At 71.7% G+C, this 22,491-nt stretch carries 18 protein-coding genes; 6 read left to right on the top strand and 12 right to left on the bottom strand.

Going from position 1 to position 22,491, the window contains the following annotated elements:
• Window positions 1-14 precede the first annotated feature (14 nt).
• The gene (locus tag OG494_RS40730) at window positions 15-1,178 is read right to left on the bottom strand and encodes a nucleotide disphospho-sugar-binding domain-containing protein (protein ID WP_328447952.1); all 1,164 of its coding nucleotides are present in this window, start codon (window positions 1,176-1,178) and stop codon (window positions 15-17) included.
• 139 nt (window positions 1,179-1,317) lie between these two features.
• On the opposite strand from OG494_RS40730, the gene OG494_RS40725 reads away from it, so the two are divergent.
• The 4 genes from OG494_RS40725 (at window position 1,318) to OG494_RS40710 (ending at window position 4,110) form a co-directional block, all read left to right on the top strand.
• The gene (locus OG494_RS40725; protein ID WP_328447950.1) at window positions 1,318-2,001 is read left to right on the top strand and encodes an SDR family NAD(P)-dependent oxidoreductase; all 684 of its coding nucleotides are present in this window, start codon (window positions 1,318-1,320) and stop codon (window positions 1,999-2,001) included.
• Between the two features lie 74 nt (window positions 2,002-2,075).
• Complete coding sequence (locus OG494_RS40720; RefSeq protein WP_328447948.1) at window positions 2,076-2,411, top strand: TcmI family type II polyketide cyclase; 336 nt, start codon at window positions 2,076-2,078, stop codon at window positions 2,409-2,411.
• The gene (locus OG494_RS40715; RefSeq protein ID WP_328447946.1) at window positions 2,408-2,845 is read left to right on the top strand and encodes a cupin domain-containing protein; all 438 of its coding nucleotides are present in this window, start codon (window positions 2,408-2,410) and stop codon (window positions 2,843-2,845) included. The genes OG494_RS40720 and OG494_RS40715 overlap by 4 nt, the downstream gene beginning before the upstream one ends.
• The gene (locus OG494_RS40710) at window positions 2,842-4,110 is read left to right on the top strand and encodes a beta-ketoacyl-[acyl-carrier-protein] synthase family protein (protein WP_328447944.1); all 1,269 of its coding nucleotides are present in this window, start codon (window positions 2,842-2,844) and stop codon (window positions 4,108-4,110) included. The genes OG494_RS40715 and OG494_RS40710 overlap by 4 nt, the downstream gene beginning before the upstream one ends.
• A gap of 97 nt (window positions 4,111-4,207) precedes the next feature.
• Here OG494_RS40710 and OG494_RS40705 read toward each other — a convergent pair whose 3' ends face one another.
• Window positions 4,208-4,843 carry a TetR/AcrR family transcriptional regulator gene (locus tag OG494_RS40705; protein ID WP_328447942.1) on the bottom strand — a complete coding sequence of 212 codons (636 nt, stop codon included), beginning with the start codon at window positions 4,841-4,843 and terminating at the stop codon, window positions 4,208-4,210.
• A 761-nt stretch (window positions 4,844-5,604) separates the two neighbouring features.
• Between OG494_RS40705 and OG494_RS40700 the strand changes: the two genes are divergently transcribed.
• A complete protein-coding gene (locus OG494_RS40700) occupies window positions 5,605-7,542 on the top strand; it encodes an AfsR/SARP family transcriptional regulator (protein ID WP_328447940.1) in 1,938 nt (645 codons plus the stop codon).
• A gap of 166 nt (window positions 7,543-7,708) precedes the next feature.
• Here OG494_RS40700 and OG494_RS40695 read toward each other — a convergent pair whose 3' ends face one another.
• Together OG494_RS40695 and OG494_RS40690 are read right to left on the bottom strand one after the other, a co-directional pair.
• Window positions 7,709-8,839: an FAD-dependent oxidoreductase gene (locus OG494_RS40695; protein ID WP_328447938.1), complete on the bottom strand. Its 1,131-nt coding sequence runs from the start codon at window positions 8,837-8,839 to the stop codon at window positions 7,709-7,711.
• Window positions 8,836-10,419: a hypothetical protein gene (locus tag OG494_RS40690; protein ID WP_328447936.1), complete on the bottom strand. Its 1,584-nt coding sequence runs from the start codon at window positions 10,417-10,419 to the stop codon at window positions 8,836-8,838. The genes OG494_RS40695 and OG494_RS40690 overlap by 4 nt, the downstream gene beginning before the upstream one ends.
• A gap of 194 nt (window positions 10,420-10,613) precedes the next feature.
• On the opposite strand from OG494_RS40690, the gene OG494_RS40685 reads away from it, so the two are divergent.
• Window positions 10,614-11,657 (top strand): aminotransferase class I/II-fold pyridoxal phosphate-dependent enzyme, encoded by a 1,044-nt coding sequence (locus OG494_RS40685; RefSeq protein ID WP_328447934.1) that lies wholly within the window; start codon window positions 10,614-10,616, stop codon window positions 11,655-11,657.
• A gap of 94 nt (window positions 11,658-11,751) precedes the next feature.
• Here the strand turns inward: OG494_RS40685 and OG494_RS40680 are convergent, their stop codons facing one another.
• From OG494_RS40680 to OG494_RS40645, 8 genes are all read right to left on the bottom strand, one after another.
• Window positions 11,752-12,447, bottom strand: coding sequence for a FadR/GntR family transcriptional regulator (locus tag OG494_RS40680; protein ID WP_328447932.1), 696 nt, complete (start codon window positions 12,445-12,447; stop codon window positions 11,752-11,754).
• Window positions 12,444-12,638, bottom strand: a complete 195-nt coding sequence (locus OG494_RS40675; RefSeq protein WP_328447931.1) for a hypothetical protein — start codon at window positions 12,636-12,638, stop codon at window positions 12,444-12,446. The genes OG494_RS40680 and OG494_RS40675 overlap by 4 nt, the downstream gene beginning before the upstream one ends.
• A gap of 114 nt (window positions 12,639-12,752) precedes the next feature.
• Complete coding sequence (locus tag OG494_RS40670; protein ID WP_328447929.1) at window positions 12,753-13,568, bottom strand: PEP/pyruvate-binding domain-containing protein; 816 nt, start codon at window positions 13,566-13,568, stop codon at window positions 12,753-12,755.
• Window positions 13,569-13,669: 101 nt separating this feature from the next.
• Complete coding sequence (locus tag OG494_RS40665) at window positions 13,670-15,313, bottom strand: FAD-dependent oxidoreductase (protein ID WP_328447927.1); 1,644 nt, start codon at window positions 15,311-15,313, stop codon at window positions 13,670-13,672.
• Entirely contained in the window at window positions 15,310-16,791 is a 1,482-nt protein-coding gene (locus tag OG494_RS40660; RefSeq protein WP_328447926.1) for an MFS transporter, read from the bottom strand. Before OG494_RS40660 ends, OG494_RS40665 begins: the two co-directional genes overlap by 4 nt.
• A gap of 232 nt (window positions 16,792-17,023) precedes the next feature.
• Entirely contained in the window at window positions 17,024-18,235 is a 1,212-nt protein-coding gene (locus OG494_RS40655) for a cytochrome P450 (RefSeq protein WP_328447925.1), read from the bottom strand.
• Between the two features lie 29 nt (window positions 18,236-18,264).
• A complete protein-coding gene (asnB, locus tag OG494_RS40650) occupies window positions 18,265-20,121 on the bottom strand; it encodes an asparagine synthase (glutamine-hydrolyzing) (protein ID WP_328447923.1) in 1,857 nt (618 codons plus the stop codon).
• Between the two features lie 109 nt (window positions 20,122-20,230).
• Complete coding sequence (locus OG494_RS40645) at window positions 20,231-22,132, bottom strand: AfsR/SARP family transcriptional regulator (protein ID WP_328447921.1); 1,902 nt, start codon at window positions 22,130-22,132, stop codon at window positions 20,231-20,233.
• Window positions 22,133-22,491: the final 359 nt, after the last annotated feature.

Here is a 22,491-nt window from a genome sequence, read left to right as displayed (position 1 = left end):
CTATGGACAGTCCACTACGGACGGTTGAGGACCGGGCCGGTCAGGGTTTCCAGCGCGGTGGCGACGTTCGACGGTGACGGCTGCTCGCGCATCTCCGCCGCGACCTCCCGGGCCGCCGTCCGTTGGGGAGCGTCGGCGGCGACCAGCCGCGCGATGTGGCCGTGCAGGACCTCGGCCGTCGCGTCGGCGACGCTCACCACGACACCGGCGCCGCGCGCCCCGGCCCGCGCCGAATGCCCGGCGTGGTCGGGCAGCTGCGGCACCAGCAGCACCGGCACCCCTTCGTGCAGCGACGTCAGCAGGCTGCTCGCGCCGCCGTGGCCGACCAGCAGGTCGCAGCCGGCCAGGATCGGTTGCAGGGGCTGGTCGACGAGCACGCGGACGTGGTCCGGCAACGGCCCGAGCAGCGGACGCTGCGCCGACGACACCGCGAGCACGACGTCGACGTCGAGACCGGCGGTCGCGGCGACCACGCGGTCGACGAGGAACCGGCGCGGGTCGACCTTCGCGATCGTGTGGCCCCAGCTGACGCAGACCCGCGGCCGGTCGCGGCCGACGCGGAACCCGCGCGGCGCCTTGGCGGGGCCGTTGACCGGGACGTACCGCACGGGCAGCCGCCGCTGCTCACCCGGCACCTGCATGCTCGCCGGGACCGGGTCGATCGTCGCGGCGCCCGCGGCGTCGAAGGGCAGGCCGCCGAACCGGGCGGCCAGCGGCGCGAACGCCTCGGCGAGCACGCCGCTCACCCGCGAAAGCAGGTCGGCGCCGTAGAGATGACGCACGGCGGGAACCCCGGCGGCCGCGGCGGCGAGCGGGCCGGCCAGCGCCGTCGGGTCGTAGACGACGAGGTCGGCGCGCCAGTCCCGGACCAGCTCGGCCAGATCGTCCACCATGGACTCGGCGTGGTCGAGCAACAACCGCACCGCACGGGGTTTGCCGCCCTTCGCCGGCGACGCGGCCCCGGGCACGGTCGGCAGCAGGTACTCCCGCACGATCCCCGCGGTGTCGACGTCGGCACCGACCCGCGCGGCGCTCAGCCCGGTCCGCCGGATCTCCCCGGCCAGCCCCGGCTGGCTGGCGAACAGCACCTCGTGGCCGGCCGCCCGGCACGCCCAGGCCAGCGGCGCCAGTGCGTACAGGTGCGTCGGCCAGGCCCACGTCGTGAACACCACCCGCATGTCCGAACCTCCTCGGCTGTCTCGCCGACGACCGTGGCACCGCGTTCTGAAGCCTGACTCGAACGACCGGCACCCCAGCGCGGATCGAGCAGCGGCCGCGACCATCGCGGCGACCGGACCACAACCAGCGGAGGAACCCGTGGCCGCACAACGCACCGCCCTGATCACCGGCGCCAACCGGGGGCTCGGCCAGGCCGTCGCCGCCGAACTGGCCGGCCGGGGGCTCGACGTCATCATGACCGCGCGGGACTTCGACGCCGCCGCGAAAGCCGCCGCCGAGATCGGCACGGCCGCGCGGCCGTACGCACTCGACGTCACCGATCCCGCGAGCGTCGCGCGGGCCGCCGCCGAGCTGACCGAGGTGGACGTCCTGGTGTGCAACGCCGGCGTCCTGCTCGACGGCGGCCACGACCCGCTGACCGTGCCGCTCGACCTCGTCGAGCAAACGCTTTCGGTGAACGTCCTCGGCGGCTGGCGCACCGCGCAGGCGTTCGTGCCCGCGATGGTGCGCCGCGGCTGGGGCCGCGTCGTGTTCCTCTCCAGCGCCACCGGGTCGTTCGAGCTGGGCCTGTGGCTGGGCGCGCCGGCGTACTCGCTGTCGAAGACGGCGGTGAACGGCCTGACCACCATGCTGGCGCGGCAGGTCGAGGGCACCGGCGTGCTGGTCAACGCCGTCAACCCCGGCCAGGTCCGCACGCGCATGGTGCCGGCCGCGCAGCGGAGTCCCGAAGACGCCGCCGTCGACATCGCCGACGTCGCGACCTTGCCGGACGACGGCCCGACGGGCGCGTTCCTGCGCTCGGGCAACCGGATTCCGTGGTGAATTCGAGCCGGGCTACACCGGTGCCCCGGAGCATGGATTCATCCAGTGCCCCAACGTTGCCAGGAGGCGAGAACGTGCACCGCACCCTGATCGTCGCGAAGCTCAAGACCGACTCACCCGAACGGATCGCGGACGTCTTCGCCGAGTCCGACGCCACCGACCTGCCCCGCATGGTCGGCGTCTCGCGGCGGACGCTCTTCAACTTCCACGACCTGTACTTCCACCTCGTCGAGGCGGACCAGGACATCAACTCCAGCCTGTACAAGGCGCGCGGCACCGAGCTGTACAGCGACATCAACACCAAGCTCGCCGAGCTCGTCTCGCCGTACGACCCCGGCTGGAAGGAACCGAAGGACGCGATGGCGTCCCCGTTCTACGTCTGGACTCCCGAGGAAGGCCGCGTTCGATGACCACAGTGGACTCGGGGAACAAGGTGAAGGTCAACGTCTCCGAAGCGGCCCCGAACCAGCGCCGCGGCGGTGATATCCGGGTGACGCTCAGCCCGAAGACGGTCGGCTCGACGTCCGGCTTCGGCGGGTTCCTCATCCTCGGCGCCGGCGAGCACGTCACCGAGCACTACCACCCGTACTCCGAGGAGTTCCTGCACGTCGTCGAGGGCGAGCTGGAGATGACGCTCGACGGCGTCCCGGTGCGGCTCGGCCCGGGTGACTCGCTGATGGTCCCGATCGGCGTGCGGCACCGGCTGGTCAACGTCGGCGACGTCGAGGCGCGGGGTGTGTTCCACCTGTCGCCGCTGGCACCGCGGCCGGAACTGGGCCACGTCGACACCGAACAACCGCAGCGCCCGGACGCCCCGAACCCGGCGGTCGGGGGTGCTTCGTGACCCGGAGCGTCTCCATCACCGGCATCGGTGTGGTGGCGCCCGGCGGGGTCGGCCGGGAACCGTTCTGGGCACTGCTGAGCGCCGGGCGCACCGCGACCCGCCGGATCAGCCTGTTCGACGCCACCGGTTTCCGCTCGAAGATCGCGGCCGAGGTCGACTTCGACCCGAAGGCCGCGGGGCTGTCCCTCCAGCAGATCCGGCGGATGGACCGGGCCGCGCAGTTCGCCACCGTATGCACCCGGGAGGCGGTGGCCGACAGCGGCCTCGACCTCACCGGGCTGGACCCGGGCCGGATCGCGGTCAGCATCGGCAGCGCCGTCGGCTGCACGATGGGCCTGGAGGAGGAGTACGCCGTGCTCGCCGACGAGGGCAAGCACTGGCTGGTCGACCACACCTACGGCGTCCCGCACCTCTACGGCTACATGGTGCCGAGCACGCTGGCCGTCGAGGTCGCGTGGGAGGTCGCGGCCGAGGGCCCGACGGCGCTGGTGTCGACGGGCTGCACGTCCGGGCTCGACGCGGTCGGCCACGGCGTGGCGCTGATCGAGGAGGGCTCGGCGGACGTCGTGCTCGCCGGCGCCACGGACGCGCCGCTGTCGCCGATCACCTCGGCATGCTTCGACGCGATCCGCGCGACGTCGGCGAACAACGACGACGCCGAGCACGCGTCGAGGCCGTTCGACGCGCGGCGCGACGGGTTCGTGCTGGGTGAGGGGTCCGCGGTGCTGGTGCTCGAGGAGACGTCGGCCGCGCTGCGGCGCGGGGCTCGCGAGTACGCGCGGATCGTCGGGTTCGCGGGGCGCAGCAACGCCTTCCACATGACCGGGCTCAAGCCGGACGGGCGCGAGATGGCGGAGGCGATCCGGGTCGCGCTCGACCACGCCCGGCTGGCGCCCGCGGACGTCGACTACATCAACGCCCACGGCTCGGGGACCAAGCAGAACGACCGCCACGAGACGGCGGCGTTCAAGCGCAGCCTCGGGCAGCGGGCGTACGAGGTCCCGGTCAGCTCCATCAAGTCGATGATCGGGCACTCGCTCGGCGCGATCGGCTCGCTGGAGGTGGCGGCGTGCGCCCTGGCGCTCGACCGCCAGGTGGTCCCGCCGACGGCGAACCTGCACGAGGCGGACCCGGAGTGCGACCTGGACTACGTCCCGCTGACGGCCCGGGAACACGAGATGGACGTCGTCCTGACGGTCGGCAGCGGCTTCGGCGGCTTCCAGAGCGCGATGGTCCTGGCCCGCCCGGGAGCGGCCGGCGCCTGAGGGAGGAAAGGAGCGGTGGTGCGGGCTCGCGGCGCCACCGCTCTTTCCCGTGCCCGGGTGCAGCTGTGAAGGAAAGCCGCCTTTTCCGGTTACGACGTCACGATTTTTCCGGATTCAGGTATTCGATCAAGCGCGCGAGCTGGTCGGCGTACTGCTTGACGAACTCCGGCGACTCCGGGTTCTGCTGCGCCACGCCCTCGATGACGTGCGGGAGGGTCACCGGCGCCATCGCCGCGGCCATCAGCATCACCGTCAGGCAGGCGGGGTCGACCCATTCGGGCAGCTGCCCGGCCTTCTGCAGCTCGGCCACCTGGTCCACCGTGCCGCCCAGCCGGGCCGAGCGCGGCGCGTGGTCCGGGTCGGTGTCCGGGCCGCCGTACTCCAGGCCCGACCACGCCAGCAGGCGCATCCCGTCCCGGGACGTCAGGACCTCCAGGACGTAGCGGCGCAGCTGCTCGGACAGCGGGGTGCCGGGCGCCACCAGCTCGCTCTCACGCTGGCCCCAGCCCTCCGACATCGCCTGGTACAGGCCTTCCTTGCCGTCGAAGTAGTAGGAGATGAGCTGCTGGTTCACGCCGGCGCGCGACGCGATCGCGGCGATCCGCGCGCCCGCGTAGCCGTGCGCCGCGAACTCCGCGACGGCCGCTTCCAGGATCAACCGGCGCGTGCGGTCGGGATCCCGCTGCCGCTCCTGCGGCTTCGGCGAACGGCGGGGCTTCGACGACGCGGTCACACCGGCGACTATACATGCGCCCAACCACCTCAACCGGCTGATCGACTTAATGAAACAGACGGTTGACACAGTGAGGCAAGTCCCTGACTATGGTGAGGGACACACCGCCACACCGCCCACCCGGCACGGGAGCAACCGCTCACGGCCGGCCGTGGACCACGGAAGACAGCGCTTTCTCACGTCCTCGTGAACCGTACGAGGACGCCGGTGAACGGCTCCGGAATTGCGCCGCCGCAATCCCCGGAAACGAGTCGAGCGACCGCTCCGCGACCATTCCGCGTCGAGCGACAATCGCGTCCTCGAATCTTTTACGACCCCTTCTTCAATACGCGCGCGTGCGCCGCCGTCGTCGTGGGAAAATCTTCTCGGCAGGCTGGGTGGAATCCGCGGCTGCTCGCACGGCGAAGTCGTACACCTCGCTCAAGACCCACGTCACCGCAGGTCAGAACGGCGCGGGCCGATCAGGTGAATTTCGCCGAAGGTATTGCATCCTGATCACCCCTTCTGTCGTGCGCTCTTCGACCAGAAAGTGACCGCCGGTCACTAGAATGCACCTGGAGCTACGAAAACCTTGCACGATAGGCTGACATTCCCAAGGCGGCGTCAGCGCTCTGCTAATGCTCGTCCAGCGGACCCGGCCATGGTGGGCAGAAGCCCGCACCCGACTGGTTCTTACCCGGTTATGGGTGCGGGCAAACCTGGGGACTGGGGAGCGGCGTAATCCGACGGGGAGCGGACCACGCCGCATCGATACTTGGAGGATGCAGATGTTGTGCGTCAAGGTTCTCGGCCCGCTGGAGGTCGTACGCGACGGGGTGCCGATCACGCCGTCCGCGCCGAAGCTCCAGCGCGTGTTCAGCCTGCTCGCCGTGTCCGCTAACCACATCGTCCGGACCGAACAGCTCATCGAAGAACTCTGGGAGGAGAACCCGCCGACCAGCGTCAAGACGACCCTGCAGACCTACGTCTACCAGCTGCGGAAGCTGCTGGAGCTGGACGCGGCGCAGCGGCCGTCGGCGCGCGTCCGCCGGGACGACGGGCAGCCCGTGCTGCTCACCCTCTCCGGCGGTTACATGCTCGCGGTGGACCGCGACGCCCTGGACTCGAGCCACTTCGAGCGCCAGGCGACGCAGGGCTGGACCGAGCTCGACTCCGGGGACGCCGAGGCGGCGTTCCACACCCTGGACGGCGCGCTGCGGCTCTGGCGCGGCTCCGCGCTCGTCGACCTCAACCCGGGCCCGGTGCTGCAGGCCGAGGTCCTGCGGCTCGACGAGATGCGCAAGAACGCCCTGGAGCACCGCATCGACGCCGCGCTGCAGCTCGGCCGGCACCAGGAGGTGCTGGGCGAGCTCACCCGGCTGGCGGCGCAGCAGCCGACGCACGAAGGTTTCCAGGCCAAGCTGATGCTGGCGCTCTACCGCTCCGGCCGGCGCTCCGAGGCGCTGGGTGTCTACCAACGGACCCGGTCGGCCCTGGCCGACGAGCTGGGCCTCGACCCGGGCGCGGAGCTGCAGCGCGTCCACCGCGCGGTGCTGGCCGCGAACGGCAGCCTCGACGCCGTCCCGGCCCAGGTCCGGCGGCAGGTGGCGCGGCCGGAGCCGCCGCGTCAGCTGCCACCCGCCGGGCCGGGCCTGGTCGGCCGGGACACCGAGCTGCACACGATCGTCACCGCCGTCACGGCACCCGAGCGGCGGGGCCCGGCGGTCGTCACCGTCGACGGCCCGCCGGGATCGGGCAAGACGGCGCTGTGCGTGCACGCGGGCCACGACGTGCGGGAGAAGTTCCCCGACGGCCAGTTCCACGCGAGCCTGGCCGACGCCGCCGGGCAGCCGGTCGACCCGGGCACGGTGCTGGCCGGGTTCCTGCGCGCGATCGGCGTCCCGGGCGACCGGATCGCCGGCTCGGTCGCGGAACGCAGCACCCAGTTCCGCACCTGGACGGCCGACCGGCGGGTGCTGGTGGTGCTCGACGACGTGCTGGACGACCACCAGCTCGCGCCGTTGCTGCCCGCGGGCCGCGAGTGCGCGGTCGTCGTCGCGAGCCGGATTCAGCTGTCGGATCCCGCGGTGACGACGGTGGTGAGCCTGAGCCCGCTGGGCGGCACCGACGGCGTCCGGATGTTGAGCGGCCTGATCGGCCCGGAGCGGCTCGCTCAGGACCCGGACGGCACCCGCGCGCTGGTCGCCCGCTGCGACGGCCTGCCGCTGGCCCTGCACGCGGCGGCGACCCGGCTGCGGCACCGCCCGCACTGGCCGGTGCGGCGGGCCGCGGACTGGGCCGACACGGGTGCGGACGACCCGTTCGACCTGCGCTCGAGCGTGTCGCTCACCTACCGCGTCGCGACGCCGGAGGTGCGCTGGGCGTTCCGCGCGCTGAGCACCTCCGGCGCCGGGAGCCTGTCCCTGGCGGCCGCGTCGGCCGTGCTCGACCTCGACGGCTGCCTGGCGGAAACCCTGCTGGACGACCTGGTGAACCTGCACCTCCTGGAGTTCGAGCACGCGGCCGACCACACGGAGGAACACCACTACCGCATGCTGCCGACCTTCCGCGACATCGGCCGCCGGCTGCACCTGGAGGCGGAGCTGCTGGGAGCGGCCCGCACCGAGCCGCAGCCGGCCTTGGCCGTCACGACCGGCGACGCCTACCAGCCCCTGTGCCGCGAGGCCGGGCGGGTGGCCGTCGCGCCGAACCGGGGTTGACCCCCAGCCTCCCCGGTGAAAGAGGATCGCGCACCGCACCGCTACCCCCCGGTGCGGTGCGCGACCCGTTCTCGCGGCACGCCTCACCATCCCCGCGCGCCGCAAAGCCGTGAAGGCCCCCTTGAGGGACATAGAGTCCCTCAAGGAGGCCTTCACGGACCTTTCTTCAGTACTCCCAGTCCAGGCGCATCGAGGCCTGGGCCATCCGGACCGACTCCGCGATCGCCGCGGCGCCGCGGCGGGTGACGTCCGCCTGGTAGCCCGCCAGTCCTTCGGCCAGCGAGCCCGGCATCGTCAGGACGCGGCACAACGCCGCCGCGTCCTGGGCCGCGACGTTCGCCCCGGCCCCGCCCGACAGCGGCATCGTGTGCGCCGCGTCGCCGAGCGGGACCACCGGGCCCTGGCCCCACGCCGGGCCCGGCGCCGTCGCCCGCAGGGCCAGCACGTGCGTCTCCGCCGGCTCCGCGTGCGCGAACACCCCGTGCAGGTCCGGGTGCCAGTCCGCGGTCCGGTTCAGCAGCACCTCCCGCAGGGCGGCCCCGGACAGCCCGAACAGGACGTCGTCGGTGATCCCGAGGTGCGACCGGTGCGTGTTGAACACCGCCGTGTAGTAGTCCTCGGCGTCGGTGCCCGGCCGGAACACCATGGGCAGCAACCCGAAACTGACACCGCCGGAGCTGACGACGGAGGTGAACCGGTCGTGCATGAACTCCGGCAGCCCGCCCTTGATCGCCTTCGCCATCGGGATCCGCGAGACGATCGCGCGGACGCCGAGGTCGCGGGGCTCGTCGCCGGGACGCCACGCGGCGCGCACCGCCGAGTCCGTCCCGTCCGCGGCGACCAGGACGTCACCGGCGTCGGACGTGCCGTCGCGGAAGTACGCGCGAACCCCGCCCTCGACCGTCAGCTCGTGGTGGCTGAACGACGAGCCGAACCGGACGACGTCGCCGAGGCCGGTGCGCAGCACCTCACGCAGCGTCCGGTGGTCGACGGCGTCGACGCGGTCGAGGTTCCCGTCGTCCTCGTCGTGGTGTTCCCACTGCTGCACCAGGTGTTCGTCGTAGGCCGCCATGCCCTTCGTGTAACGCATGGACGTCGCGACGAACCCCTCGCGCACGGCCGGCGGCAGGCACTCCCGGAACGCCCGCTCGCCGTCGGGCGTGATCCGCAGCCGGTGCCGCGGGGCCGGCGTCTCGTCGCGTTCGTGCACCACGACGTCGACGCCGGCCTGCCGCAGCCCGTGCGCCAGGCAGAGCCCGCCGAGCCCGGCCCCGACGACGAGGACCCGCCGGCTCATCGGACCGCGGGTCCGGCGTACGCCCCGATGTTCGGGCGCACCGGCGGGACCGGGTAACCGAAGTAGTCCCGCACGCCCTGGTTCGCGGCGCCGGCCGACAACGCGGGCGAACCGGCGCGCAGCCGGTAGCCGGTGGCGTCCTGGCGATCCGCCGCCAGGCCCGGCGCGGTGAACTTCGGGTCGGCGACGACGGCGTGCGCGTCACCGGCCGGGACCGTCGTGACGTTCTGGTACAGGTTGTGGTCGTAGGTCCCGTACGCGTCACTGAACTGCGACCCGCCCGCGCGCCCGACGAAGATGTTGTCGCTGAACTCCAGCGGGTCGGTGGTGTAGTTCATCAGCAGGCGCTCGGCGTTCGGCGCGTAGACCGTGTTGCCGTACACCTGCAGGCGCCCGGTCTCCAGGCAGATCACCGTGATGACGCCGACCGGGTCGGTGCCACCGTTGAAGTCCGGGTAGTAGCCGTTGGAGAAGTCGTTCTGGCTGATGTTGTAGCGGACCGTGGTGCGGTCCGTCGGCCGGCCGGCGTCGGCGCAGACCACCAGCATGCCGCCCTGGTTCTCGCGGCTGAGGTTGTGCTCGAACACCGTGTCGAGGTTCGCGTGCTCGGTCATGTACGCGGCCGAGGGCAGCGGGCCGGAGCCGTGACCGTAGGAGACCTCGTTGTAGCGGAACACCGTGCCGTCGGCGTTGAACGCGCTGAGCGCGGCGGTGTAGGACGGCGCGCGCTCGGCCCAGCCGCGGAAGGTGTTGTACTCCACCACGGCGTTCGTCGCGTTGTAGACGCCGACCGCGTCCCCGCCGATGTCCTCGCCGTAGTTGTGGGCGATGCGCAGCCGGGTGATCGGGACGTACGTCGTGCCGCGGCCGTCGGGGTACTGCGCGCGCTTCTCCCAGTCGGACGACGTCGCGATGCCCTGCCGGTCGACGTGCCGCAGCGTGTTGCCCTCGATGACGACGTCGTCGAAGCCGCTCGGCTTGGTCGTGCCGCCCGCCTTGAAGACGATCGCACCGCTGACGGTCGGGGTGTGCGGGTTGCGGCAGTCACAGCCGTTGACGTCGTGGACGTCGACGCCCGAGACGACGATGTGGTGCGCGACGCCGAAGTCCTCGAGCTGGACGTAGACGCCGATGCGCAGCTCGGTCTCGCCCGGCGGCGGGCCCTGGTTGCTGAGGTCGAGGTCGCGCACCTCCCAGCCTTCGACGTTGTGCAGCAGCACCGCGGCGAGCGCGCCGTGCGCGTCGATCTTCGGCTTGGCGCCCCAGCCGTAGGTGCCGGTGGTGATCGGCCGGCCGGCGGTGCCCGAGCCCTTCGGCGCGAACGTGCCGTCGCACGTCGTCCCGCGCTTGAACGTGATCCGGCTGCCGGGCGTGAACACGACGGAGTTCACCTTGGCCAGCGTCTTCCACGCCTGCCCGGCGCCGAGCCCGGACGCCGAGTCGTGGCCGCCGGCGCAGTCGACGTAGTACTGGGTCCCCCGCGCGTGCGAAGTGTCGGCGAGTGCGGCCGGGGTGCTGAGCCCGACGACGGTCAGCACCCCGGAGACGAGGGCGAGTCTGCGAATCCACGCAGCGGTCATCGTGGGTCCTTCCTGGTTTCGGCGGGGGTTCTGCGAACCCCCGGATGGTCACCACGCGCACTCGTGCGCAACTCGCGACGACCTGGATTCCGTCCGCGTCAGCCCGGTTCGAGCCAGGTTGGACCGCTCCCTGGCACGGTCAGCGGACCCTGACGAGGCGGCACCGGACGTCCGCCACCAGAAGGCAGGAAGTGATGAAGAGTCTTTCCGACGACGCCATCCACAGGCAGGGCGGAGATCTCCGGGGCCTGGCCGGCGACACGTACCTGGACCTGGGCACCTGCGTGAACCGGTACGGGCCGCCGTCCGCGGTCCGCGTCGCGCTGCGGGAGCTGGACGTCCAGCGGCTGCGCGCCCACCCCTACGAAGCCGACTCACTGTTCCGGGCCACCTACGCGAACTACCTCACGGTCGACCCCGAACTGCTGGTCTCCGGCCGCGGGATCACCGAGTTCATCCGGGTGCTGGCGCGGTTGCTGCCGGCGGACCGGATCGCCGTGGTCACCCCGGACTACACCGACAGCATCCGCTGGTTCACCAACCACCTGCCGCCCGCGAACGGCGGGATCGACACTGTCGCGACGCGGCTCGCGCGGGTCGCCGAGGGCATGGCGCGCTACGACTACGTCGTGCTGTCGAACCCGAACAACCCGCTGGGCCTGCACATCCCGCCCGGGGACCTGGCCGAGGTGTGCCGTGAGAACCCGGCCTCGACGCTGATCGTCGACGAGGCGTACGTCGACTTCCTCGGCGGCGGCACCCGGCGGTCGATGGCGTGGTCCGGACTGTCCAATGTGGTCGTCCTGTCGTCGCCGAACAAGCTCTTCGGCATCGCCGGCGCCCGCACCGGTGCCATGTGGACGGTCAACGAGGACCTGCGGGCGGCCGTCGCCGCCCAGCGGCTCAACTGGCCGTTGTCCTATGTGGACTCGGTGGTGGCGATCGCGGCGTTGCGGGAGACGGCCTGGGCCGAGCGCACCCGCGAGCGGCTGCTCGTCAACGCGGCGGCGATGGAGGCCCTGCTGGTCCGGCGTTATCCGGGCGTGGTCAAGGGCGCGCCGGTGCACTACCGGTTCGTCGCCTCCGAAGACCCGCAACGCGACTACGACGAGCTGGTCCGGGCGGGCGTGGTGGTCCGCGTCTTCGGCGACGACCAGGCGGGCCGCGTCCCGGGCCTGCGCATCACCGCTCCGACGGACGACGAGTTCCCGCTGCTGGCCGCGGCTCTCGCCGGTTAGGACCCCGGGTGCCGGGGCGTGTCCACCACCGCCCCGGCACCCGTCTCACCCACCCGTCGTGAGTGTTTAGGGCGGTTCTAACCGCCCTAAACACTCACGACCGGGACGCGCGCAGCCGGGCCGCCGTCGCCTCGACGTGGGCCGCCATCGCCGCGCGGGCCGCGGGCGGGTCACCCGCCAGGATCGCGTCGAGGATCTTCGCGTGCTGGGCCTGCGAACGCTCCGGGTCCGGCGGGATCCCGTCGAGCCACCCGGCGAGCCGCATCCGGACGTCGGCGACCACGGTCGTCAGCGAGCCGGACCCGGTGACCTCCGCGATCGCCAGGTGCAGCCGCGCGTCCCGGCGCCGGTGATCGGCCGGGCCGGCCACGACGTCGGCCGCGGCGAACGTCGTGACCAGGTGCCGCCGGTCCGCCGAACTCAGCCGCCGTCCCGCCGCCAGCTCGGCCGCGCCCGTCTCCACCACGTGCCGCAGGCGCAGGACGTCGTCCAGCTCGGCCGCGTCGAGCCGCCCGGTCCGCTGCGGCGCGGGCAGCCGTTCGACGACGAACGTGCCGCCGTAGCGGCCCCGCCGGGATTCGACGTACCCCTCGGAAGCGAGCGCCCGCAACGCTTCCCGCAGGGTCACGCGGCTGACAGCGAGCCGTTCGGCCAGCTCCCGTTCGGCCGGCAGCCGCGAGCCCGCGGCGACGACGCCGAGCCGCACCAGCTGCCGCAGCCGTTCGATCGTCTCCTCGACCGCCCGGCCCGCCCGCACCGGCCGGAACACGGCGTCGAGCTCCCCGGTCACGCCGGCACCGGACGGCACCGCAGCAGCACCGCCTCGCCGTCGGTGACGGCGAACTCCGCGGCCACCGGGACGGCCAGCCGCCGCGCGGCCGCTACCGAACCCCAACGCCGCAACACCTTCACCGGACACAGCAGCCATTCACGCACCTCTGACCGGCCCACCCGCAACACCGCACCCAACTCCCCGCTCACGACGGCACCGGACGGCAACGCCCCTCGCCCTGGACACCGCGAACTCCGCAGCCACCGGCACATCCAGCCGGCGCGCGGCCGAACCCACCCGCAACACCGCACCCAGATCGCCGGTCACGCCGGCACCGGACGGCACCGCAGCAACGCCACCTCGCCGTCGGTGACGGCGAACTCCGCGGCCACCGGGACGGCCAGCCGCCGCGCGGCCGCGATGGTGAGCGAACCCAGGCGCTGCACCGTCTTCACGCGCAGCGCCGGCGCGCGCCGGCGCAGCTCGGGGACCGTCGACGTCCGGGTGCCCCCGGCCGCGGCGACCGTGGCCGTCGGCTTGTCCGCCACCCGGTACTCGCGGACGGCGAGCTCCGGGCCCGCCAGCACGACCAGGTCCGGGTGCAGCGGCTCGGCCAGCTGCTCGGCGAGGCCCAGGAACGCCTGCACCCGGACGCGCTCGCCGTCGGGCGCCGCGCGGACGTGCGCGCTCGCCTCCGCCGCGGTGAACCGCTGCAGCGCGAACGCCAGCCGCGGGAACTCACGAGCGCCGTCTTCGGCGAGAGCGAGCAGCTCCAGCATCGCCTCGGCCACCGTGCCGGGGCCGAGGTTGTTGAAGACCGGCCCGATCGGCAGATCCGAGCGCCGCGGCCGGATCTGCCACGCCCGCACCGAAACCGGCTCTTCGACCAGCCCCGCGTACTCCGCGAACGGGTCGGCGGGCCGTTGCCGCACCAGGTCCCGCCAGTGCCGGACGGGCGCGGTCAGGACGATCGTCTCCGGCACCGGGACCAGGTCACCGACCCGGTGCAGGGCCCCGATCGCGGGGCCCGCGAACCCGTCGTCGCCGCAGCGCTCGTCCGTGACCGGCAGCCACCGCACCTCGTCCCGGCCGGCCGGGTACGACGGCCCGGCGGGTTCCCCTTCGCGCGTTGCGCACAACTCGTGCTCCCAAGACGTGCTTGCCGAACCGGACCTGAGCCGACGAACCGTCCGGGCAGCGGGGTGGTCCCCCGCTGCCCGGACGGCACGTTCCGAACTGATCAGCCTGCGCGCCGGCTGCCTTCTTCGCGCAACGCGAGCACCCGGGCCAGCGCGGCCCGCAACTCGTGCTCGGGGTGGCGGGGCAGCTCCCCGGCCCGCCAGGCGACGAACCCGTCCGGCCGGACGAGGACCGCGCCACTGGCGGTGACGCCGTAGGCCGCGGCCCACCGGTCGTCCGGGTCGTCGAACTCGAAACCCACGCGGTGGACGTCCACCTCGAGGCCGAGCGCCGCCGCGGCCGCCTTGGCCGCCGCGACCCAGCCGACGCCGGCCGGCCCGGCCAGCACCGTGAAGGACCCGGTGAACAGGTCCAGTGTGGACAGTCCGGCGCCGCCCTGTTCCAGCCGCACGTGCGGCGCCCGCAGCCCGGGCTCGCCGCTGGGCGTGCGCGGGTCCTCGACGGGCCGGCCCGCGCCGGCCGTCCCGGCGAGGACCGCCGACGAGCGGTACCGATACCCGAAGATCATGGCCAGGTCGTCGGTCTTCGTGTTGTCCCCGGCCCCTTCGTGGCGGTCGTGGAGCAGCTGCATCGCGCTTTCGAGCGTCAGCCGGGCGACCGGCCGCCGTTCGTCCTCGTAGGTGTCGAGCAGCTCGTCACCGGCGCCGTCGTCGAGCACGGCGGCGAGTTTCCACGCCAGGTTGTGCGCGTCGGCGATGCCGGTGTTCGCGCCGTAGCTGCCCGACGGCGGCACGACGTGCGCCGCGTCACCGGCGAAGAACACCCGCCCGGCCCGGTAGCGCCGGGCGACCCAGCCGCCGATCGTGGTGGTCGTGACGATCCGGTCGGACCCCGGCATCGACGGGACGAGCCGGATGTCGACGTCCGGGAGCCCGATCGCCTGCCGGGCCAGCGCCACGCAGTGCTGCCGCGTGAAGTCGGCGACGCTCTCGCCCAGTTCGGGCCGGTACGGCACGGAGAGCGCCCACCGCCCGAACTCCCGCAGCGGGATCAGGGTCGAGCCCTTCGTCGGCCGGTCCAGGTAGGCGAGCAGGAACCGGCGGCCCTGCAGCGCGGCCCCGAGGTCGGCGTCGAACACGAAGTTCGCCACCTCGAGGAGCACTCCCGGCCCGTCGGCGCCGACGCCGAGCCGGTCGCGCAGACCCGCGCGGTGGCCGTCGGCGGCGACGACGTAATCGGCGTGGAGCCGGTGGTGGACCCCGGTTTCCAGGTTGCGCACGACCGCCGTGACGCCGTCGCCGTTGTCGGTCAGCGCGATCAGTTCGGTACCGAACCGCACGTCCGCACCGCTTTCTTCGGCGCGGGCGCGCACGATCCGTTCCAGTTCGTCCTGGTCGATCATCTCCCAGTCCGCCGGGCTGAGGGACGCCGGCGGCCGGGCCTGGGCGAGCACGTCGAACCGGAAGTGCTCCTGCCCGGCCAGGGTGTCCGCGCCGATCATGTCGGGCATGTCGGTGAGGATCGACGTCCGGTCCCGGATGGCCTCCGCGAGCCCCAGGGCGCGGTAGATCTCCATGGAGCGCGGGTTGAACGCGCGCGCCTGGGGCAGCAGGGCCGTGGAGGGATGCCGTTCGACCAGGATCGGGCGAACCCCGAGCCTTGCGAGGAAGAGCGCCGTGGACAGGCCGGTGATGCCCCCGCCCACGATGAGCACCGCTGTCTCGTGGTTGCCCGGCTCGGTCATCGCGCCGATGCCCCGGCCTTGTGCTCGTCGGCGGCCGCGGCCGCCTGGCCGGCACCCTGCTTCTTGCCCGGCAGCAGGGTCGTGAACAGCAGAGCCAGCACCAGGACCCCGACGCTGACGGCGATCGCGCTGACCGTGGCGGACTCGAACCCGCTGCCCAGCCGCGAGAAGAACACCGTGCCGAACAGCGCGATCCCGGTCGCGGTGCCGAGCTGGACGGTCGTGTTCACCAGACCGGAAGCGGCGCCGGCCTGCTGCATCTGGATCTCCGACATCGAGACGCCGAACAGCGAGTTCAGCACCGCGCCCATGCCGAGCCCGAAGCCGATGACCGGGGCCAGCAGCGCCCACACGTTCAGGTCGTGGCCCAGCTGCTGCACCAGGACCGCGATCGCGACCAGGCTGGCCAGCAGCACCACGATCGCCCCGGCGGTGAACGCCCGCCCGAGCTTCGGGGCCAGCTGCATGCCCAGGACGTTGCCCACGACGATGCCGATCGTCGACGGCGCGAACGTCAGCGCGGCCTCCAGCGGCGAGAACCCGAGCCCGAGCTGCAGGTGCAGCGTCAGGATGAAGAAGACGCCGACCGCGGTGTTGATGCAGAGCATGACGGCCTGGCCGCCGGACAGGCTGCGGTACTTCAGCAGGGCCGGCGGGACCAGCGGTTCGCCGCCGCGCTTGGCCTTGATCCGCTGGTGCAGCGCGAAGATCGCGAGCAGCGGGATCGCGGCCACCATCAGGTAGATCGACCACTTCGGCCAGCCCAGCTCACGGCCCTGCACCAGCGGGTAGAAGATCGCGAACAGCCCCGCCGTCAGCAGCAGCAGGCCGCTGAAGTCCATGCGGTGCCGGAAGAACCCGGGCCGGCTCGGCATCGTGACCAGCGCGCCGATCAGCGCGAGCACGCCGATGGGCAGGTTGATCAGGAAGATCGCGCGCCAGCCGATGCCGAACAGGTCGGCCTGGGTCAGCACGCCGCCCAGCAGCGGCCCGGCGAGCCCGCCGATCGGGAACGCGCCCGCGTAGTAGGTCATCGCCTTGGGGCGTTCCTTCTCGTCGAACTCCGCGTGGATGAACGACAGGACCTGCGGCACCATCAGCCCGGACCCGACACCCTGGATCACGCGCGCGGCGATCAGCACCTCGACGTGCCCGGCGAGCCCGGCGGCCAGCGACGCGCCGGTGAACACGACCATGCCGGCGAGGAACAGCTTCTTGGTGCCGTACCGGTCACCCAGCCGGCCACCGGTGATCAGGGTGAGCGCGAACCCCAGCGCGTACCCGGCCGAAATCCACTGCAGCGCGGAATCCCCCGTGCCCAGCTCCCGCTGGATGGTGGGCAGCGCCACCGCCACGATCTGGTTGTCGATCATGTCCACCAGGACGGCCAGAACCGCGACCGCCAGTGCCCACCACCTGAGCGGGTGCTTCTCCACGACGTACTCCTTTTCCCACAGTGAACTCTCGTCTGCACTCATAATCAACGAGGCGACTCACACTGTCAACTACTTGTTTGATTAAGTCGATCAAGAGGTTGTCCGACTCATCCGAAACTACAATCAGTGACGTCGGCGCGGCAGAGTGCGACGGGCGCGTGACCACTGCACGAATCCCCGCCCGGACACAAAAAAAGCCGCTCGCACCGGCCGGCGGCCGGTGCGAGCGACAAGGGCCGGAGGCGACTGCTCCGTCGCGGGACCTACCAGCGGATCACCAGACGACGGGGACCTCGTGCGCGCCGTAGATCTGCATGTCGGTGCGCATCGGGATCTCCTCCAGCGGCACGGCCAGCCGCAGGCCCGGCAGCCGCTGCGCCAGTTTGGCGAACGCGATCCGCATCTCCATCCGGGCCAGCTCCTGCCCGAGGCACTGGTGCGCGCCGAAGGCGAACCCGACGTGCCGCTTGGGCTTGCGGGTGATGTCGAACGCCTCGGGGTTCTCGAACTGCGCCGGGTCCCAGTTCGCCGACTCGGTCGAGAGCAGGATCGGGTCGCCGGCGCGAATGTGCCGGCCACCCAGCTCGAGGTCCGTCTTCGCCGTGCGCGGCAGGCAGAACGGCCCGACCGTGAGGTAGCGCAGGATCTCCTCGACCGCGCGCTCGGCCAGATCCGGTTGCCGGCACAGGGTTTCCCACTGTTCGCGGTAGTGCAGCAGGGTCAGCGCGCCGAGGCCGATCATGTTCGCGGTGGTCTCGTAGCCCGCGATCATCATCAGGTTCCCGATGGCCACCAGCTCGTCGTCGGTGAGCGGGACGCCGTCGTCGGGCACGGCTTCGATGAGGTTGCTCATCAGCCGGCCGTCCGGGTGCGCGCGCTTCTCGTGGACCAGCGCGCGCATGTCGTCGGACATCCCGGTCATGGCGTCGAGCAGACCTTCCTTGGTCCGCTCGAGGCTCATGATGACGTGCGTGCGCTCCTGGAACAGCTTGCTGTCCTCGTAGGGCATCCCGAGCAGCTCGCAGATCACCAGCGACGGCACCGGCGTCGCGAAGTCCGGGATGAGGTCGGCGGGCGAGCCCCCGGCGACCAGCACGTCCAGCTGGTCGTCGACGATCTTCTCGATCCGCGGCACCAGCGACTTGAGCCGCTTGACCGTGAACATCCCGGTCATCAGCTTGCGGTAGTGCGTGTGGTCCGGCGGGTCCATCCCGATGAACGACACGCCGAACCCGGACGCCAGGTACTCATCGGGGCTGAGGGTGACCGACGTGACCGAGGTCTGGAACTTCCGCTGGGCGCTCACGTCGGGGTGCACCAGCACGCTGGTGACGTCGTCGAAGCGGGTGACCAGCCAGCCGGTGTTCCCGTCCGGCAGGGCCACCTCGCTGACCGGGGTCTCCTCGCGCAGCTGCGCGTACTCGTCGGGCGGGGCCAGCGGGCACCGCCGGGTCATCGGCACGGGCTTGGGCTGGGTCTGGGTCATCGCACTTGCTCCTTTCCGCGGATCGCGAGTCAGATGTCGAGGGTGATGCCGTAGTGCGTGAGCCAGGTGTTGAACTGCAGCGCCATCTCGACGTTCATCCGGCTCGGCCAGTCCTGCGAAACCCCCTTGGGGTGCCGGAAGACCTCGTCGACGGACGCCTGGTCCAGCAGCGGCCGGATCGGTGCGTTGGGGTCGGCCAGCGTCTCGGCGAGCAGCCCGTGCAGCGCCTCGGTGTAGGCCGGGTCCTGCGTGACGGGGTAGGGCGCCTTGCGCCGCTCGAACACCGACTCCGGGAGCAGGTCCTTGACGGCGGCGCGCAGGATGCTCTTCTCGCGGCCGTCGAACGACTGGAACGCCCACGGCGCGTTGTACATGTACTCGACGAGCCGGTGGTCCAGGAACGGCAGCCGCGCCTCGAGCCCGCACGCCGCGGCCAGCCGGTCACCGCGTTCGAGCAGCATCGGCAGCCAGCGCATCAGCTTGACGTAGCGGACGTTCCGCATGATGCTCTCGAACTCGCTTTCGCCCTCCTGGTGCGGGGTTTCGCGCAGCGCCTGGGCGTAGTTGTCGCGGTAGTAGCTGTCCATGTCGAGCTTCTTCAGGAAGCCGTCGTTGAACAGGCCACGCCCCTGGCCCTTGACGCAGCCCGGCACCCGCTTCTCGTTGGCGATCCAGGGGAACGTGCCCGAGCGCACGAGCTCCTCGTCGTGCATCCAGCGGAACCCGCCGAACACCTCGTCGCCGACCTCGCCGGTCAGCGCGACGACCGAGTGTTCCCGGGTCGCGCGCATCATCAGCAGGTGCGACGCGTCCATGTCGCCGGCCGTGGTCGGCATGTCCTGCGCGACGAGCGCGGCGAGCCGGACCTCGGGGTCCATCAGGTCGCGGGTGTCGAGCACGAGGTGGATGTGCTCGGCCCCGTGGTACTGGGCGAGCTCGTCGGCGAACGGGCCGTCCGCGGTGTCGCGGGTGTCGTCCGGCCGGAAGTTCTCGCTGTAGCCGACGTAGGTGGTCGTGACGCTGCGGACGCGTTCGCCGTTCTTCTTCAGCCAGCCGGCCGCGATCCCGGTGACGGCGCTGGAGTCGAGGCCGCCGGAGAGCAGCGTGCACAGCGGGACGTCGGCGGTCAGCTGGCCGAGGACGATGTCCTCCAGCAGCTGCCGGGTGTGCGAGATGGTGTTGTCCAGGTCGTCGGTGTGCGGCTTGGCTTCGAGCTCCCAGTACGTCCGGTCGACGACGCCGTTGCGGCCGATCGCGAGCGTGTGCCCGGGCCGCAGCTGGTCCTGGTCCCGGAACACGGCCTCGCCCGGCAGCTTCGCCGTCGAGAAGACCTCGCGCAGGCCGTCGATGTCGACGACCGCCTTGGTCAGCGGGTGCGTCAGCAGCGCCTTCGGCTCGGACGAGAAGATCACGCCTTCGGGCTGCAGGCTGTAGAACAGGGGCTTGATGCCGAACCGGTCGCGGACGAGCAGCATCGTCTCGGTGCGCAGGTCCCAGACCCCGAAGGCGTACATCCCTTCGAGGTGCTTGCCGCAGTCGGCGCCCCATTCGAGGTAGGACCGCAGCACGACCTCGGTGTCGCTGCGGGTGCGGAAGTGGTGCCCCCGCCGTTCGAGCTCGCTGCGCAGCTCCTTGAAGTTGAAGACCTCCCCGGAGTACGTCAGCACGGCGATGGTACGGCCGTCCTCTTCCGCGAACATCGGCTGAACGCCGCCGGCCAGGTCGATCACCGACGTCCTGGTGTGCCCGATCGCAACGTTCCGGGAGCACCAGACCCCGCGGGCGTTGGTGCCGCGGTGCTTCTGGGCCTCGTTCATCGCTTCGATCGTGGCGCGTTCCCCGGACAGGTCACGCCCGAAGTCCACCCAACCGGCGATACCACACATGCTGGCCTCCATCTGGTCGTTCGGCTGTGGCCGAGCCTGTCGACCACGGCTCGAACCCGCCTCGACAGCACCTCGGAACGACTTCCGAGGTGGACCGGATGCCCTCCGCTCAGGCGTGGTTGCGGAAGCCGAGCACCGTGCGCATGTAGATCGGCCAGAGGTACGGCGTCGCGTCGGTCTCGCCGCCGAGCAGCTCCTCGGCGTAGCACCGCGCGATCGGGTGGAATTCGAACCGGACCGGGCCTTCGTCCACCACGTCCTTCTGGATGCGCAGCAGCCCGTGCCCGACGAGCCGGGCCAGCAGCGCCTCGGCCCGTTTCGCCGGGCAGTCGAGCCGCACCGCGACCTCGGCCGCGGTGAACGAGCTCGCGCCGAGCGTCGGCAGCAGCCGGAACGCCGTCTGCGCGTGCGACGGCACCGACCGGTAGCTGCCGGCCAGCCGCGCCCGGACGTCGAGCTGGTTGAACTGCAACAGGTCCAGCGGCCGGTTGCTGGTTTCCAGGTGCTGGCGCATGTTCCGCACCGGCCACCCGGGCACCGACCGCAGCCGCGCGCCGATGCACCGCACCGCCAGGGGCAGGTAGCCGCACAACGCGACCAGGCTGCGCGCCTCGTCGCGTTCGGCGGCGATCCGGTCCCGCCCGACGATCACGGCGAGCATCTCGAGGCTCTCCTCGCCGGTCAGCGGTTCGAGGTCGATGGTGTGCGTGCCGGCCAGGCCCTGCAGGCCGGAACACGCGGTGGCCACGGCGGCGCACCGCGGCCCCGCCGGCAGCAGCGGCTGGACGTCGGCGTCCGAGGTGACGTCGTCCAGCACGACCAGCACGTTCCGGTCGACGCTCCAGGTCCGGAACATGGTCGCGCGCTCCTCGACGCTGTCGGGCAGCCGCTCGCCGGGGAAGCCGATCGACCGCAGGAACTGGCCGAGCACCTCCTTCGCCCCGGCGGCGGCGCCGAGGTTCGCGTAGAACTGCCCGTCGCCGAACGCCGGCCGCAGCCGGTGCGCGACGCGGACCGCGAACGTCGACTTGCCGACGCCGGGCATGCCCATCACGGACACGATCCGCAGCCCGTCGTCCGACCGCTCGGCCGGCGAAAGCCACCGCACGGCCGAGCCGATCAGCTCGGCGCGTCCGGTGAAGTCGGCGATGTCGTTGGGCAGCTGCGCGGGCGCGACCAGCTGCACCCGCTCGGCCGGGACCTCCGGCGCCGGACGGGATTCGGCGGTCTCGGTCAGCATCGAGCGGTGCAGCCGCTGCAGGTCGGGCGACGGTTCGAGGGCGAGCTCCTCGACGAGCCGGCCGCGGAAGCGCCGGTAGACGTCGAGGGCCTCGTCACGGCGCTGGCAGCGCTGCAGGGCGAGCATCAGCTGGCTGTGGAACCCCTCGTGGAGGGGCTGGGTCATGGTCAGTTCCTTGAGCTCGCTGACCAGGCCGCGGTGCCGGCCCAGCTGCAGGTCCGCCTCGATCCGGCCCTCCAGCGCCCGCAGCCGGCTCTCTTCGAGCCGCACGGCGTAGGCGCTGAGCAGCTCGCCGGTCTCGACGTCGCTCATCGCGGGACCGCGCCACAGCCGCAGCGCGTGCCGCAGCAGTTCGGTGGCCTCCCCGGGCTCGCCGCTTTCCAGCGCGGCACTGCCCTGCTGGGCCATGTGCTCGAACTGGATCTTGTCGACGGCCTCGGCGGCGATCTCGAGCCGGTAGCCGTGCCACCCCGTGTGCAACCCGGCGGGTTCGTGCCCGGATTCCTTGGGGAACAACGACTTCCGCAGCCGGTGGATGTAGGTCTGCACGGTCACGTGGGCGCTGCGGGGCGGGTCGGCACCCCACACCTCGTCGACGAGGTCGGTCGTCGACACGAACTGGTTCGCCCGCACGATCAGCAGCGCGAGGATTTCCCGGAGCTTGGGCGCGCTCGGCGTGATGTCCCGGTCATCGGACAGCACGCACAACGGACCCAGCAGTTTGAATTGCAGCAACACGCCGAACATCCCCCAGATGACGATTCCGTCCACCCGGTTTCCCGGGCTTCCGGAAATGTGTTGCGATCACCCACGAAAGCCAGCACGGAATCGGCACTCCCCCACGGCCGCCGCACCGCACATCGTTGTTTATCGCAGGTAAGTTTTCCGCATCCGGAGCAGCACCCGGACACTCGAATTCCGCATCGACCACCACCCCAGGCGACACATTCGTAGATCGACTTGTGCCGAAAGCAGGTTACCCGCCGTCGTTGCCCGAGGTCAACCCGCGTACGCTGCGCAGCGTACGCGAACCGACACGCCGTCGAAAGCCTCGAACGGATGTCGTCAAGAGCGGATTCACGAGTCGGCAATACGCCTGATATGCCTGGTTCACCTGGCGTGAGCGCTCA

The sequence above is a fragment of the Amycolatopsis sp. NBC_00438 genome, assembly GCF_036026695.1.
Classification (GTDB): domain Bacteria; phylum Actinomycetota; class Actinomycetes; order Mycobacteriales; family Pseudonocardiaceae; genus Amycolatopsis.
The sequence above is the reverse complement of the archived record's forward strand: the minus strand, read 5'-3'. Positions and strand labels throughout refer to the sequence as shown.

Coding starts and splice junctions, on each gene's coding strand:
- OG494_RS40685 (WP_328447934.1), top strand. CDS start 10,614: ATGAAGAGTCTTTCCGACGACGCCATCCACAGGCAGGGCGGAGATCTC.
- OG494_RS40695 (WP_328447938.1), bottom strand. CDS start 8,839: ATGAGCCGGCGGGTCCTCGTCGTCGGGGCCGGGCTCGGCGGGCTCTGC.
- OG494_RS40700 (WP_328447940.1), top strand. CDS start 5,605: ATGCAGATGTTGTGCGTCAAGGTTCTCGGCCCGCTGGAGGTCGTACGC.
- OG494_RS40715 (WP_328447946.1), top strand. CDS start 2,408: ATGACCACAGTGGACTCGGGGAACAAGGTGAAGGTCAACGTCTCCGAA.
- asnB (WP_328447923.1), bottom strand. CDS start 20,121: ATGTGTGGTATCGCCGGTTGGGTGGACTTCGGGCGTGACCTGTCCGGG.
- OG494_RS40660 (WP_328447926.1), bottom strand. CDS start 16,791: ATGAGTGCAGACGAGAGTTCACTGTGGGAAAAGGAGTACGTCGTGGAG.
- OG494_RS40655 (WP_328447925.1), bottom strand. CDS start 18,235: ATGACCCAGACCCAGCCCAAGCCCGTGCCGATGACCCGGCGGTGCCCG.
- OG494_RS40730 (WP_328447952.1), bottom strand. CDS start 1,178: ATGCGGGTGGTGTTCACGACGTGGGCCTGGCCGACGCACCTGTACGCA.
- OG494_RS40690 (WP_328447936.1), bottom strand. CDS start 10,419: ATGACCGCTGCGTGGATTCGCAGACTCGCCCTCGTCTCCGGGGTGCTG.
- OG494_RS40665 (WP_328447927.1), bottom strand. CDS start 15,313: ATGACCGAGCCGGGCAACCACGAGACAGCGGTGCTCATCGTGGGCGGG.